Origin of the sequence: Pantoea sp. PNA 14-12 (assembly GCF_004364735.1) — a bacterium.
In the GTDB taxonomy this organism is placed as follows: Bacteria; Pseudomonadota; Gammaproteobacteria; order Enterobacterales; family Enterobacteriaceae; genus Pantoea; species Pantoea stewartii.
The window spans coordinates 32,259-46,286 of the sequence record NZ_SOAJ01000006.1; the positions used below are offsets into that span (position 1 = coordinate 32,259).

13 protein-coding genes are annotated in these 14,028 nt (G+C 55.5%); 4 read left to right on the forward strand and 9 right to left on the reverse strand.

The genetic code is table 11. From position 1 onward, the window contains the following. The first annotated feature begins 9 nt into the window (after positions 1-9). Entirely contained in the window at positions 10-387 is a 378-nt protein-coding gene (locus C7434_RS18680) for a helix-turn-helix domain-containing protein (RefSeq protein WP_033737369.1), read from the forward strand. Positions 388-506: 119 nt separating this feature from the next. Next, a complete protein-coding gene (rarD, locus tag C7434_RS18685) occupies positions 507-1,406 on the forward strand; it encodes an EamA family transporter RarD (protein ID WP_133745808.1) in 900 nt (299 codons plus the stop codon). Here rarD and C7434_RS18690 read toward each other — a convergent pair. The 9 genes from C7434_RS18690 to C7434_RS18730 form a co-directional block, all read right to left on the reverse strand. Then, positions 1,377-2,429: an AbrB family transcriptional regulator gene (locus C7434_RS18690; RefSeq protein ID WP_033737366.1), complete on the reverse strand. Its 1,053-nt coding sequence runs from the start codon at positions 2,427-2,429 to the stop codon at positions 1,377-1,379. The two genes, rarD and C7434_RS18690, sit on opposite strands and share 30 nt — an antisense overlap. Before the next feature lie 96 nt (positions 2,430-2,525). Beyond that, a complete protein-coding gene (corA, locus tag C7434_RS18695) occupies positions 2,526-3,479 on the reverse strand; it encodes a magnesium/cobalt transporter CorA (protein WP_006121454.1) in 954 nt (317 codons plus the stop codon). 291 nt (positions 3,480-3,770) lie between these two features. Further along, positions 3,771-5,933, reverse strand: coding sequence for a DNA helicase II (gene uvrD / locus C7434_RS18700; protein WP_033737363.1), 2,163 nt, complete (start codon positions 5,931-5,933; stop codon positions 3,771-3,773). Positions 5,934-5,987: 54 nt separating this feature from the next. Beyond that, a complete protein-coding gene (yigB, locus tag C7434_RS18705; protein ID WP_033737361.1) occupies positions 5,988-6,704 on the reverse strand; it encodes a 5-amino-6-(5-phospho-D-ribitylamino)uracil phosphatase YigB in 717 nt (238 codons plus the stop codon). Then, positions 6,701-7,606 carry a tyrosine recombinase XerC gene (xerC, locus tag C7434_RS18710; protein ID WP_033737359.1) on the reverse strand — a complete coding sequence of 302 codons (906 nt, stop codon included), beginning with the start codon at positions 7,604-7,606 and terminating at the stop codon, positions 6,701-6,703. The genes yigB and xerC overlap by 4 nt, the downstream gene beginning before the upstream one ends. Then, positions 7,603-8,307, reverse strand: coding sequence for a DUF484 domain-containing protein (locus tag C7434_RS18715; RefSeq protein WP_033737358.1), 705 nt, complete (start codon positions 8,305-8,307; stop codon positions 7,603-7,605). The genes xerC and C7434_RS18715 overlap by 4 nt, the downstream gene beginning before the upstream one ends. Further along, positions 8,304-9,128, reverse strand: coding sequence for a diaminopimelate epimerase (dapF, locus tag C7434_RS18720; RefSeq protein ID WP_033737412.1), 825 nt, complete (start codon positions 9,126-9,128; stop codon positions 8,304-8,306). Before dapF ends, C7434_RS18715 begins: the two co-directional genes overlap by 4 nt. 29 nt (positions 9,129-9,157) lie before the next feature. Further along, a complete protein-coding gene (locus tag C7434_RS18725) occupies positions 9,158-9,355 on the reverse strand; it encodes a lipoprotein (protein ID WP_133745809.1) in 198 nt (65 codons plus the stop codon). 135 nt (positions 9,356-9,490) lie between these two features. Then, the gene (locus C7434_RS18730; RefSeq protein ID WP_033737355.1) at positions 9,491-12,049 is read right to left on the reverse strand and encodes a class I adenylate cyclase; all 2,559 of its coding nucleotides are present in this window, start codon (positions 12,047-12,049) and stop codon (positions 9,491-9,493) included. A 311-nt stretch (positions 12,050-12,360) separates the two neighbouring features. Here C7434_RS18730 and hemC point away from each other — a divergent pair, with 311 nt between their 5' ends. Both hemC and hemD read left to right on the forward strand, forming a co-directional pair. Further along, complete coding sequence (gene hemC / locus C7434_RS18735) at positions 12,361-13,302, forward strand: hydroxymethylbilane synthase (RefSeq protein ID WP_033737410.1); 942 nt, start codon at positions 12,361-12,363, stop codon at positions 13,300-13,302. After that, positions 13,299-14,027 (forward strand): uroporphyrinogen-III synthase, encoded by a 729-nt coding sequence (hemD, locus tag C7434_RS18740; RefSeq protein ID WP_006121445.1) that lies wholly within the window; start codon positions 13,299-13,301, stop codon positions 14,025-14,027. Before hemC ends, hemD begins: the two co-directional genes overlap by 4 nt. Position 14,028 lies beyond the last annotated feature (1 nt).

Genomic DNA, 14,028 nt, shown 5'->3' on the forward strand with positions numbered 1-14,028 from the left:
ACCCTTTCCATGTCTGTGTCATCCCCTAACACATTCAGTTATGAACAGCCTTGCCCCATTCGGGATGTACTTGACCGGATTGGCGATAAATGGAGTTTGCTGATTCTTGAGGCGCTGGCCGAGCGCACGCTGCGCTTCAATGAGCTGCACCGCCATATTGGCGATGTCGCTCGTCAGGTGCTGTCACGAACGCTGAAACGGCTGGAGGTGGACGGCTATATCCTGCGGACTCTTTATCCGGAAGTGCCGCCACGGGTTGAGTACAGTCTGACAGAGTTAGGTCGTTCTTTTCTTAAACCGATGCAGCAACTGATTGCGTGGGCGGATGACAATCATCAGGCCATTTGTCTTTCCCGCCAGCGTGCCCGTGAGCAGGACAAAACCTGACCCTGCCTGTTGCCAGATCGGGCTACAGACATGACGGGGACTGCGGTAACATTGCGGCCCTCTGTCACGCCGCTTTCTCTCAGTGACTTTTGGTACAGAACGAACTTTCAGGATGATTTATGGATACCCAGAAAACCCGTCAGGGAATAGGTTTTGCGCTTGGCGCTTATTTCATATGGGGCATTGCACCTGCCTACTTCAAATTAGTTAAAGCCGTCCCTGCGACTGAAATCATGACGCACCGGGTAATCTGGTCAGCCTTGTTTATGCTGCTGTTGATTACGCTTAGCCGCAGCTGGGGGCAGGTCAGAAGCGTCGTGCGCCAACCCAAAAAGGTCTTGCTACTGGCGCTGACCGCCGTCACGGTGGGCGGTAACTGGCTGCTGTTTATCTGGGCGGTGAATAACCAGCATATGCTAGAAGCCAGTCTGGGCTATTTTATTAACCCTTTGATTAACGTCGTGTTTGGTATGGTTTTCCTGCGCGAACGTTTTCGTCGCCTGCAGTGGCTGGCTGTGGCGCTCGCTACCGCTGGCGTCCTTTTGCAGCTGTGGCAGTTTGGTTCGGTGCCGGTGATTGCATTAGGCCTGGCCTTCAGCTTTGCGTTTTACGGCCTCATGAGGAAGAAAATTCAGGTCGATGCCCAGAGCGGTATGCTGATTGAAACGCTGTGGCTGTTTCCGCTGGCCGCGCTGTATTTATTTGGTTTTGCAGACAGCAGTACCAGCCATCTTACCGCCAATCCCGCCAGCCTGAATCTGTTGCTGATCGCCGCAGGTATTGTGACCACCATTCCGCTGATGTTCTTTGCCGCAGCCTGTGCCCGGCTGCGCCTGTCGACGGTTGGCTTCTTTCAGTATCTTGGCCCAACGCTGATGTTCTTACTGGCGGTGCTGTTTTATGGCGAGACCATCACGCCGGATAAAATGCTGACGTTTGGCTTTATCTGGCTGGCATTGCTGGTCTTCATTCTGGATGCCGTCGTGTTTTCAGCGCGGGGCCGACTGCGCAAAGCGTGACAGAAAACGCGCCATTGCCGGGCCGGTCAGGAGAATGGTGAATAACCGCAGGGTTTGCATCGCCATCACAAACGCCATATCCACTCCGCTTCCGGCCGCAATGATCGCCACGGTGTCCAGGCCACCTGGACTGGTGGCGAGATAGGCGGTCATCAGGTCAATATGGAGTACGCGCGTCAACATCCACGCCAGTCCGCCACACAGCAGCATCAGGCCGAAAATGGACAGCAGCATCTGCGGCAGGGTACTCAGCGCCAGTTTGAAAATGGGTCGGGTGAAGCGCAGCCCCACGCTCCAGCCGATCAGCGCGTACGCCAGGGCAAGCAGCCATTCAGGCATCTGAAGCACGGCTGTTCCGGTAGCGTGCAGCGTAGCGCCAATCAGCGCAGGCACCAGCAACGCGCCGGACGGAATGCGTAACCAGGGGCCCAGCCAGGCGCTGCCGATCACCAGGCAAATCGTCAGCGGAAAACCGCTGTTCAGTGCAGGAAACCACACCAGTGATCCCGCATGAGCGCCATCGCCCAGGCCGATGCGAGCCACCATTGCTGCCGCGCCCGCCACAAACAGAACGCGCAGATACTGCATAAAGGCGACCAGACGCACATCCGCGCCGAATTCTCCCGCCATCGCCACCATGGCAGAAGCACCACCAGGTGACGATCCCCACGCGCCGGTCGGGCCGGGAAGCTGACTAAACCGAACCAGCAAAAAGCCCGACACACCGCTGGCCGCCAGAGTCAGCAGCAGTACCGCTACCACGACGGGCCAGTCCTGTAATAGCGGCGTTAAAATGGACGGTGACAGGCTCTGTGCAATCATACAGCCCAGTACCGCCTGCGACAGCAGGAACAGCCGCTTGTGGATGCGCAATGTGGCACCGGATAACCCCATCATCACGCCCACAATCATCGGGCCCAGTAACAGGGCGGCCGGAACATGAAAATACTGGAAGAGTGCGCCAAGTAATACCGATGCGACCAACAACAGTAACCACTGCACGCGCAATGAAAGAGAGGCCATAAAAGTTAATTTTTTGTGAAAATGGAGCAGGTAGATTACGCAGAATTGTGCCAGCAGGCCAGCGAAATGGGCCGGTTGACCGGCCCTGACAGACGATTACAACCAGTTCTTGCGTTTGAAATAAAGATAAGGCGCCAGACCGGCAAGCATCATCAGGCAAATCGCACCGGGATAGCCAAAGCTCCATTTCAGTTCAGGCATAAACTCAAAGTTCATGCCGTAGCTGGAGGCCACCAGCGTTGGCGGCAGGAAAACCACGGAAACCACCGAGAAGATCTTGATGATGCGGTTCTGCTCAATATTAATAAAGCCCATCGCCGCCTGCATCAGGAAGTTGACCTTCTGGAACAGGGACTCATTGTGAGGCAGCAGCGATTCGATATCCCGCAGGATTTCGCGCGCCTGCTCCAGTTGATTGCCTGGCAAACGGGCTTTTCGTACCAGGAAGTTAAGCGCTCGCTGCGTATCCATCAGACACAGGCGCACTTTCCAGCCGATATCTTCCAGCTCAGCTAACCGCGACAGCGCCTGATCGTACTCCTCGCCCTGCTGACCTTCCATAATCACGCGGCTAAGCTTTTCCAGCGCGCTATAGATGTTTTCAATCTCATCCGCCAGCTGTTCAATTTTGGTCTCAAACAGGTCGAGTAGCAGCTCGTAAGCGTTACCGTCAATCAGCGTCTGGTTGCGGGCTCGCATGCGGTAAAGACGAAAGGCAGGAAGCTCCCGCTCGCGCAGTGTATATAAGCGTCCTTCGCGAATCGTAAAGGCGACCGTCGAGTTGCCGGCATGATCTTCGGCATCTTCAAAAAAGAAAAAGGAGTGGATGTGCAGGCCATCTTCATCTTCGAAGAAACGCGCTGAGGCTTCGATATCTTCCAGCTCAGGGCGCGTGGCCAGGCTCTGCCCCAGCTCGGACTGAACACGGTCGCGCTCGCCTTCCTCAGGCTCGACCAGGTCAACCCACACTGACGTGGTCAGTTTATCGCTTTCTTCTTCCAGTTCCAGACGCGTCAGGCGACTGTTATCAAGTTTAAATGCGCTCAGCATAGCAAGACTCCCCATTGCAGACTTTATGGGACAACGCTGTAAGGCGGTCGGAACAGATAACCGCGAACCTGAACACGGAGAAACGATAAATCAGTGCTGACTCGTGCGACGGATCAAAAAGGGAGGTCGCTGATAACCGCTAAGGCTACCAGCGTAATGAGATAGCCTTAGATGTTATTCCTGAAAACCAGGTTAATGAGCCAGCATCGACTGGGCGTGTCCAAGGCATTGTCCTCTCATGATAATAGTGCGCGCATGTTACGCTGAGACGAAAAAGTCGTCAACCGGCGGCTAGACGGTTTCCAGTTTGGCGTAGGCAGCCACCAGCCATTTGATCCCCTGCCCCTGAAATGCCACCTGAAGGCGGCTGTGTTCCCCGCTACCTTCCAGATTCACGATGGTGCCTTCACCAAACTTCGCGTGACGAACGCGCTGTCCCAGAGAGAACCCCGTGTCGCTTTTGCTGATCGGTGTGCCCATGCGCTGATGGCTGACTGGCCGCGTAACGCTGGCGCGTAACCGGACTTCTTCAATACAGTCTTCGGGCAGCTCACCGATGAATCGCGAGGGGCGATGGTAAACTTCTTTTCCGTACAGACGGCGGGTTTCCGCGTACGTCAGCGTCAGTTTCATCATGGCACGTGTGACGCCAACGTAAGCCAGGCGGCGCTCTTCTTCCAGCCGTCCACCTTCGTCCAGCGCCATCTGGCTGGGGAACATGCCTTCTTCCATGCCGACGATAAATACCTGACTGAACTCCAGCCCTTTCGCAGAGTGCAGCGTCATCAGTTGTACCGCATCCTGCCATTTGTCCGCCTGCCCTTCGCCGGCTTCCAGCGCGGCATGCGACAGGAAGGCCTGAAGCGGCATCAGGTCTTCATCTTCATCCTGATAGCTAAACTGGCGCGTGGCTGTCACCAGCTCCTCAAGGTTTTCGATACGCGCCTGGCCCTTTTCACCCTTTTCCTGCTCGTACATCAGCCACAGACCGGAATCCTTGATGACCCGATCGGTCTGCACGTGCAGTGGCATTTCGGCGGTTTCGCTTGCCAGTGAATCCACCAGCTCACAGAAACGTTGCAGGGCAGAGGCGGCACGGCCGGCGAGCGCGCGTGACTGAAGGAGTTCACGCGTTGCCTGCCATAAGGTGATCTGCTGTTCGCGGGCCGTCTGACGCACCACATCCAGCGTACGATCGCCCACGCCACGTGTGGGCGTATTGACCACGCGCTCGAAGGCCGCATCGTCGTTGCGGTTGGCTATCAGACGCAGGTAGGCCAGCGCATCTTTAATTTCCTGGCGCTCGAAGAAGCGCATGCCGCCGTAAATCCGGTAGGGCATACTGGCCTGCAGCAGGGCTTCTTCCAGCACGCGCGACTGGGCGTTACTGCGGTAAAGAATCGCGCAATCGGCCAGCGCATTGCCATTTTCCATCCAGGCTTTAATGCGATTGACGACAAAGCGCGACTCATCCAGCTCGTTGAAGGCGCAGTAAACCGAGACCGGCTCGCCATCGCTGCCATCGGTCCACAGCTCTTTGCCGAGTCGGCCATTATTATTGGCAATCAGGGCGTTAGCGGCTTTCAGAATCGTGTTGGTGGAGCGGTAATTCTGCTCAAGACGAATGGTATCGGCACCGGGAAAATCCGCCAGGAAGCGCTGAATATTTTCAACCTGCGCCCCGCGCCAGCCATAGATGGACTGATCGTCATCACCGACGATAATGACTTTGCTGCTGTCGCCCGCCAGCATACGAATCCAGGCATACTGAATGTTGTTCGTATCCTGAAATTCATCCACCAAAATATTGCTGAAACGCTCACGGTAGTGATTCAGGATAGGGGGCTTGTTTAACCACAGTTCATGGGCCCGCAGCAGCAACTCGGCAAAATCGACCAGCCCGGCACGATCGCAGGCTTCCTGATAGGCCTGATAAATGCGCAGCCAGGTCTGTTCTACCGGGTTGCCATAGCTTTCAATGTGCTTCGGCCGTAAACCTTCATCTTTCTTGCCGTTGATGTACCACATGCCCTGACGCGCAGGCCACTGCTTCTCATCCAGATTCATCGCCTTAATCAGGCGTTTGAGCAGACGCAGTTGATCTTCACTGTCGAGGATTTGGAAATCCTGCGGCAGCCCCGCGTCGAGATGATGCGCACGCAGCAGACGGTGCGCAAGGCCGTGAAACGTGCCAATCCACATACCGCCCTGACTGGTGCCGATCAGGTGCTCAATACGGTGACGCATCTCTGCCGCCGCCTTGTTGGTAAAGGTCACCGCCATAATGGAATAAGGTGAACAGTTTTCAACGGACAGCAGCCAGGCGATGCGGTGCACCAGAACGCGTGTTTTTCCACTGCCCGCGCCCGCCAGCACCAGCAGGTTGCTGCGCGGTGCCGCAACGGCAGCACGCTGTTTGTCATTCAACCCGTCGAGCAGTTCAGAAACGTCCATAAGCACCAATAAGTCAGAGAATGCGAAGCATAAGACTGGATAAATTTACAGCCATTATAACAGCGAGGTCAGTGATGCCAACTGTGAAATTTCAACGTGGGGCAGAAGACGGGCATCGTCAATGTGCATCAGATTCCCCTCACGCAGGTTAATCCAGCAGGCTTGCATGCCATAACGTAACGCGCCGGCCACATCCGTAGTGAGATCGTCACCGACGTGAAGAATACTGCCCGGGGCGATATTCAGGCGTTGCGCGGCAAGATGATACATATCCTGCCACGGCTTCGCGCGCCCGTCTGGGCCAGCACGCAGTGAAAACTGGAAGTAGGCTGACAGGCCGAGCTTTTCAGGCTGCGCGTTACCATTCGTAATCGCTACCAGCGGGACTTTTTTCGCCAGCGCTTTCAACGTGTCATGGGTTTCCGCCGGCATCGCCACCTGGCTGCGCCAGTGATGGAACACCTCCATGATCTGGGCGGCGCCCGCTGTCGCGTCTGCTGCCGTTAAGCCCGCGTCAGTCATAAGCAGCTCTATCGTACGACGGCGCCATTCTGTCACATCGTGATAAATGTCAGGTTCACGAAGTCGCAGTTGATTGCGCAGCGTCGCCACATCATCCGGCGTCACGTCACGCAGTGCAGGATGAAAAGCCTGCAGAGCGGCATGCGATGCTTCTGTGGTTTTACGTATGACCGGATAGTTGTCATACAGCGTGTCGTCTAAATCAAAGGTGATCGCTTTGATGGCACGCAGCGGGCGATAGAACTTCATTCACTCTTTCCTCGTTTGGCGCGGGGATGCGCAGCATCATACACCGAAGCCAGGTGCTGGAAATCAAGGTGGGTATAAATTTGCGTCGTCGACAGGTTGGCATGACCAAGAAGTTCCTGCACCGCGCGCAGATCGCCACTGGATTCCAGCAGATGGGTTGCAAAGGAGTGACGCAGCTTGTGCGGATGAATATGGCTGTTCACGCCCTGTTTAATGCCCCATTCGGCAAAACGTTTTTGAACATTACGGGCAGAGATGCGCTTGCCCCGGCTGGAGAGAAACAGCGCATCGTCGTCGGCGTTAAAGGCGAGACGGTGCGGCAGCCATTGCTGAATCCAGTTGACCGCTGTGCGTCCAATCGGTACGCGCCGCTCTTTATTGCCTTTTCCTGATACCCAGACTTCTCCCGCCTCAAGATCAACATGGCGGCAGTCCATATTGACCAGTTCGGACAGGCGAAGCCCTCCGCCGTACATCACTTCCAGCATGGTACGATCGCGTATTGCCAGCGGATCGTTAAGATCGATTTCCAGCAGTTGATTAACTTCATCGACGTCGATATTTTTGGGCAGATGGCGGCCATTACGCGGTGTGGCAATGCCTTTCGCCGGGTTGGCGGGCAGCATGTCCTGGCTCACCTGCCAGTCAAGAAAACTGCGTAGCGCCGAAAGCCGTAGCGCCAGACTGCTGGCGGCCAGGCCTGCCCGACGGCTGCGGGCAGCCATACTGCGTACCATGGCGGGATCGAGTTGCGACCATGCGCCGACCTTCATTTCATCGGCGATGCTCACCAACGCCTCTAGCTGGCGCGCATAGCTGCTCAGCGTTAACGGGCTGAGCTGGCGCTCAACCTTCAGGTAGCGCAGAAATCCGTCAACGGCCTCCTGCAGCACGCTGCTCATGCGCGCTCCACCCAACGTTCCAGTAATTCCGGCATCATCTGCGAAAGATGCTGTAGCAGTAAGGTTCCCATGCCCGACTGATAATGCAGGCTGTCGCGACTGCTGAACATGATGATGCCGAGTTCACCCTGTTCGCCCATCAGTGACATGGCCACCGAGCCGATGGCTTTCGCCTGGGGCAGCAGTAGCAGCAGTTCGGGGCCATTAATACTGCCGAGATAGTGCTGTTCATTACCGAAGCGCTGAATGCGCAGCGGTTCAAAGGCCTGGCGCGCCAGGCCAAGCTGCACAAAATCAGAGGGCGCGCCCAGCCGCCACTTATCGTTAAACAGGCGGATATTGGCCCCGGCCAGGCCCAGCTCACGCGCCCAGCGATGCAAGCGGTTCAGCATATCCTGCAGTGAACTCGCGGCGGCAAGATGGCTTTGCAGTGCAAGCAGGCGGGCAAAAAGTTGCTGGTTCGTCGTGGCCTGCTCCATCAGCAAGGTGATTTCTTCTTCCAGCCGTTGAATATGGTTGCGCTGGCGCGCCATGTGCCATTCCACCAGCGAAACGCTGCCGCGAACCGGATGCGGTACGGCCATCTGTTCGACCTGGCGCGCATTACGCATAAAGAAATCAGGATGCTGTCGCAGATAATCACTGACGGCCTCATCGTCCAGCAGAGGTGTGTTTTCCACCTGCTCTTCGACATTTTTCATAAGTGAATAAACCCATCGTAGACATGTGTGGCCGGGCCGGTCATAAACAGCGGCTGTCCGGCACCTTTCCAGGCGATGTGTAACGTACCGCCAGGCAAATCAACGCGCACTTTCTGGCTCAGAATCCCCTGCTGAATGCCACAGGCCACCGCTGCACAGGCACCGCTGCCGCACGCCTGCGTTTCGCCCGCACCACGTTCGTAAACACGCAACCGGATATGTTCAGGGTTGATGATTTCCATAAAGCCAACGTTGACGCGCTCAGGAAAACGCTCGTGGCTTTCCAGTATCGGTCCCAGCAGCTCGACCTGTGCGGTTTTGGTGCTTTCGACCTGAATCACGCAATGGGGATTTCCCATGGAGACGGCACCAAACATGACCGTCTGCTCCGCCACGCGAAGCAGGTACAGGTTTTCAGCCTTGTTAGCGCGGAAAGGCACCTGCTGGGGCTCAAAATTGGGCTCCCCCATATTCACGCGGACCAGCTCGTCGGGCGTAACGCTGAGCACCATTCTGCCCGCCTGGGTGCTGACGCGAATGTCGCTTTTATTGGTCAGGCCTTTCAGCTGGACAAAGCGGGCAAAACAGCGCGCCCCGTTACCGCATTGCGCCACCTCGCTTCCGTCCGCATTGAAAATACGGTAGTGGAAGTCGAGATCGGGATCATAAGGCGGTTCGACGATCAGTAGCTGATCAAAACCCACCCCTAAATGGCGATCGGCCAGCCGGCGGATCAGTTCCGGCGAGAAAAAGACGTTTTGCGTCACAGCATCCACAACCATGAAATCGTTGCCGAGACCGTGCATTTTGGAGAACTGCATTTTTTGCTCCGCCGGATACGCCATAAGAATTATTTCATTTGTGAGCTTGAATCACCGGTCACCAGACCGCCCACATCCGCTTTAGAGGCCTCGGCTTTCTGCTTTTGCGTGGGCGCGGCTTGTTTTGGCGTTTCCTGCGGTGGGAAGTAGAGCGGTCCTTTCAATCCACAGCCTGCAAGGCTTGTTAATGCCAGTGTCATTGCTAACAGGCTTATCGCTTTCTTCATTCTTTATGCTCTTCATGTCCTGTGTCCTGGATGCTTATCATCGCAGTTGAAGTTGGAAAAGCAACAGGAAATCCCAGCAATTCACGCAAGCCTTGTGGCAGGCCCTGGCAGAGCGCCACAAGCCTCCGGCAGAACTCAGTGCATCTGATAGCGTGGTTGATAGTCGTTGTTATCGTTATCGGGCTGTGAGGCGCACAGCGCCGTTAATGTCTGATTCCTGAAGGGAATCACCTGATAACGGTCACCCACATTCACGATTTGGTAAAACTGCGGCAGGTTGAAATTGATAAAGCTAGAGCCGTAGGTAAAACGATCGTGTGACGACGAGTAAAAACGGCTGACATCCCGCACCAGCTCTTCTTTGCTGCCTTCACAGTGGTGATAGACCTCAACGCGGTTACTTTCATCCAGGATATAGATATTGAAACCGCGATCGTCAGTGGTGTCTTCAAAGAAGAACTGAATAATCCCTTCGCTGGCGTAGCCATTGACCACCGGCGGCAAAGGCGTCTGATTGGACTCAACCTTGATCGACAAACCGTGCAGCTTGTTATTGGATATGGCGCCATAGAACTCAACGGCGTTTTCCAGTTTCTGCACCGAAACCCCCATGCGTTCAAAGAACAGTCCCCAGGTCTGGCCGGCCATGCGTAATGCCTTGAACCGGCCCGGCTCCTGACGCGTACTGGAAAGGCGCAGTTCAATACATTCAGACACCAGTTGCTGCACACGGGTACGAATCAAGCCGCGCAAATGCTGGCTATAGCAGAACACCTCCACCGTATCTGGCGGTGAGGCATCCTGATGCATTTTACCCAGGATGGTCTTCAGCCCTTCTATCATCGCCTGCTCGCCACTAAAGTGCAGCGTACGCACTTCATTCCATGAGTTACGGTACAGCAGGTCAATGCTGCCAATTAAACATTGCTGCTGCTGGCCAAAGCTGAAGACATCGAGCTTACGGAAATCAAAATGCACCACCTGGTTACGGAACGCCGAGGTCGGATCGTGCTCAAGGTTAACGATGATCGCCAGGTGACGAATTTCGCAGGGGCTGTAGAGCGCTTTGGGCGTGGGTGCAGGCAGGCGCAGCGGGAAATGGCTGGAGACATCATCAACCAGCTCCTGCAGGCGCGCCAGATCACACAACTCGTTGCCTTTGATATGCAGACGGGTTTTGCTGGTCAGCAGACCATTGAACCATGCCCAGGCCACCAGCTTATTGAGATAGCGGTTATATTCCAGTGGCTGGTGACTGATGATCGAGCTCATATCCGGCGCCTGATTATACAGATACCAGCCTGGACGATTGGCGCGGCCCGCCGGCACATGAATAAAGGTCAGGTTGGATTCGGACAGGTCGGGGGAAATCTGCGGATTAACCAGCGTCACCTTGCCCGGCAAAGCCTCAAAGGCAGCGTACAATTTACGGGTCAGCACGCCGATATCCTGCGGGCTGGCACTGACGCTTAAATTGTTGCGGCGGGCAAAGCGGATAAGATTGCGATAGCTTTGCATCATGGCATCGAGCAACTCATTATGCGCTTCGCGGACGCGTTCGATTTTCCATTCGGCACGGTTGTCCAGAATGGCGAGCTTTTCATCGTCCCAACCCCAGGATTTCACCAGCTGCGACAGAATTTCACGACGCCAGCCGCTACGTTGCTGATGGTCATCCGTACTGAGTTTTTCGCATACTTTCAGATAGAAGCAGCGGCGTACTAAATCGAGCCGCGGCTGATCGTCGATACTGGTGAGATAATGCGTAACGCGCTCCAGCATCATGCAGTAAGGATCCAGACCGAAACAGACGATCTCGCCATCGTGCAGTCGCTGTTTGATGTCCATCGCCAGCAGTTTAGTGTCCGGGTATTCCCAGCTGTAGGCTTCAAGCAGCAGCGTTTTCAGGACTGCTTTGTAAGGTGAGTCGATACTTTTATACAACTGCCACAGGCTGGCACCAAAATACTCTTCCGCTGACAGGGTACTGAGGCCGCCTAAATCAAGCCACTCGTTGGGCGTGAGCACGCCTTTCGCGTAGAGCGACATCACATAGTCATCATAGTGATGCTCTTCTTCGCCCGGCACCATATTCCACAGGATACGTTTACCTGCCATGCGCACGGCTGTGCGGTAGAACTCGTCCAGCAGCAGTATATGCTGAGTGGAACCGCAGTCCTCACCGCCAAGATTCCCGCTTTCGTTATGGCGGAAGCGGTTTTCATCGATCAGGAAGAAGCTGACTTCGATGCCCATGGAGGCGCACCATTTTTGCAACAGCGCACATTTGCGCTGCAGATTGAGGCGCTCTTCATTATCCAGCCAGGATTGATGGCACACCCAGATATCCAGATCGGACACGCTGTTTTGTCCAACAGAGGAGGTACTGCCCATCGAGTAAATACCGGTAATGGGCAGTTCGCCTTTTGGCGCGTCAACCAGGGTAAGTTCTTGCTCGCCTGTTAACTCGGCCAGTAGCTGAAGTTGGTTTTCATCAGGCGTGAAGACGTTGATGCCATGTGGAACGTTACCTTTGAGGTAACCCGGCATCAGCGGATGTTGATAATGTAATAAGATTGGCAGCAGACTGTAGACTCGCTGAAAAGCGGGTCCCATTGCAGCCAGCGCGCGATCTACGCGCAGCTGGTTAATTGCATCCAGTCTCTGTTTCAGTGTCTCAATATAGAGGTACAAGACGTTTCGCCTGGTTGTCCTGGAGTTAAGCACCCTGCTTCCGCTCTCTGCCACTTATTATAAAGATGTCGTGCAGATTATTGCTGGAAACGTGATCAATCTATCACTCGCCGGATTGACCGTAAAGAAAGTTACGCTACCGCTATTTTAGCACGGTTTCGTCTACTTTTCGCACACCCAACGAGCGGCCTGCGATTACTGCCTGATATCTCAGGTTTAATCTGCGGGCGGTTCTTTTCAATCCGTTGAAACTGACAGCCTTCCCTCAACGATGATAGGATATTCGATGAACGATCTAAATGGTTAACGGCATGTTAAACAAAATTTTCAGAATTGCTACACGACAAAGCCCTCTTGCCATGTGGCAAGCACAATATGTACAGCAGCGTTTGATGAGCGCCCATCCGGGTTTGCAGGTTGAACTGGTGCCCATGGTGACCAAAGGCGACATCATCCTGGATACGCCGCTGGCTAAGGTGGGCGGTAAGGGGCTGTTTGTCAAAGAACTTGAGCAGGCGATGCTGGAGAACCGTGCCGATTTGGCCGTGCATTCGATGAAAGATGTGCCCGTAGCGTTCCCGGCAGGCCTGGGCCTGGTCACCATTTGCCAGCGTGATGACCCACGCGACGCCTTTGTCTCAAATCATTACGCGTCGATCGACGAGCTTCCTCATGGCGCGGTGATTGGTACGTCCAGCCTGCGCCGTCAGTGTCAGATCAGTGCACGCCGTCCCGACCTGGTCATTCGCTCGCTGCGCGGCAATGTCGGCACGCGGTTAAGTAAGCTTGATGCTGGCGACTATGACGCCATTATCCTTGCCGCCGCCGGCCTTAACCGCCTGGGGCTGGAAGCGCGAATTCGCCAGCTCCTGCCGGCTGAAATTTCACTGCCAGCCGTCGGCCAGGGTGCGGTGGGCATTGAATGCCGCCTGGATGACAGCACCTTAATTGGGTTACTACAGGCACTGAATCATGATGATACGGCTGTCTGTGTCAAAGCTGAGCGCGCCATGAATACCCGTCTGGAAGGCGGATGTCAGGTACCTATCGGCAGTTTTGCGGTGCTGAATGGTGATGAGCTCTGGCTCCGGGGTCTGGTTGGCGCGCCGGACGGCAGTACCGTTGTAAGCGGCGAGCGCCGCGGGCCACGGTCTCAGGCCGAGCAGATGGGGATCTCGCTGGCCGAAGAACTGCTTAACAACGGTGCGCGTGAAATTCTGCACGACGTTTATCAGGGACAACCCCCCGTATGACGATTCTGGTCACGCGCCCGGAACCCGCAGCGGCAGAGCTGGTCTCCCGACTGCACGCCCAGGGTAAACAGGCGTGGAGCCTGCCCCTGATCGAATTCGCGCCGGGAGCTGACCTGCCCTCATTACCGGCTTCGCTAACCACGCTGCGCCGGGGCGATATGGTCTTTCTGCTCTCGCAGCAGGTTATCCACTATACACAGCATGCTGTCAAAGCATGGCCCGCAGACCTGGACTATTATGCAATTGGTCGCAGTACCGCGTTAGCGTTTCATACAGTGAGTGGCTTACAGGTGACCTGGCCTCATGCACAGGAAACCAGCGAGGCGCTGATCAAGCTGGCCACGTTGCAGCAGGTGTCAGGTAAACGCGCGCTTATCCTGCGTGGCAATCAGGGCCGCGAACTGCTGTCAGAAACGTTGACGGCACGGGGCGCGCAGGTCTTCTATGCCGAGTGTTATCAGCGCTGCCAAAAACATTATGACGGTGCAATCGAAGGCCGCCGCTGGCGCGATCGTCATGTTTCTACGCTGGTCGTCACCAGCGGCGAAATGTTGCATCAGCTGTATTCGCTGTTCCCCGAGGTTGATCGCGAGGAATGGCTGCTCCGCTGCCGACTGATTGTCGTCAGCGAACGTTTGGCTTCTGTGGCCGCCAATCTTGGTTGGCAGGATATTCACGTAGCCGAAGGTGCCGATAACGATGCGCTACTGCGCGCGTTATGTTGAA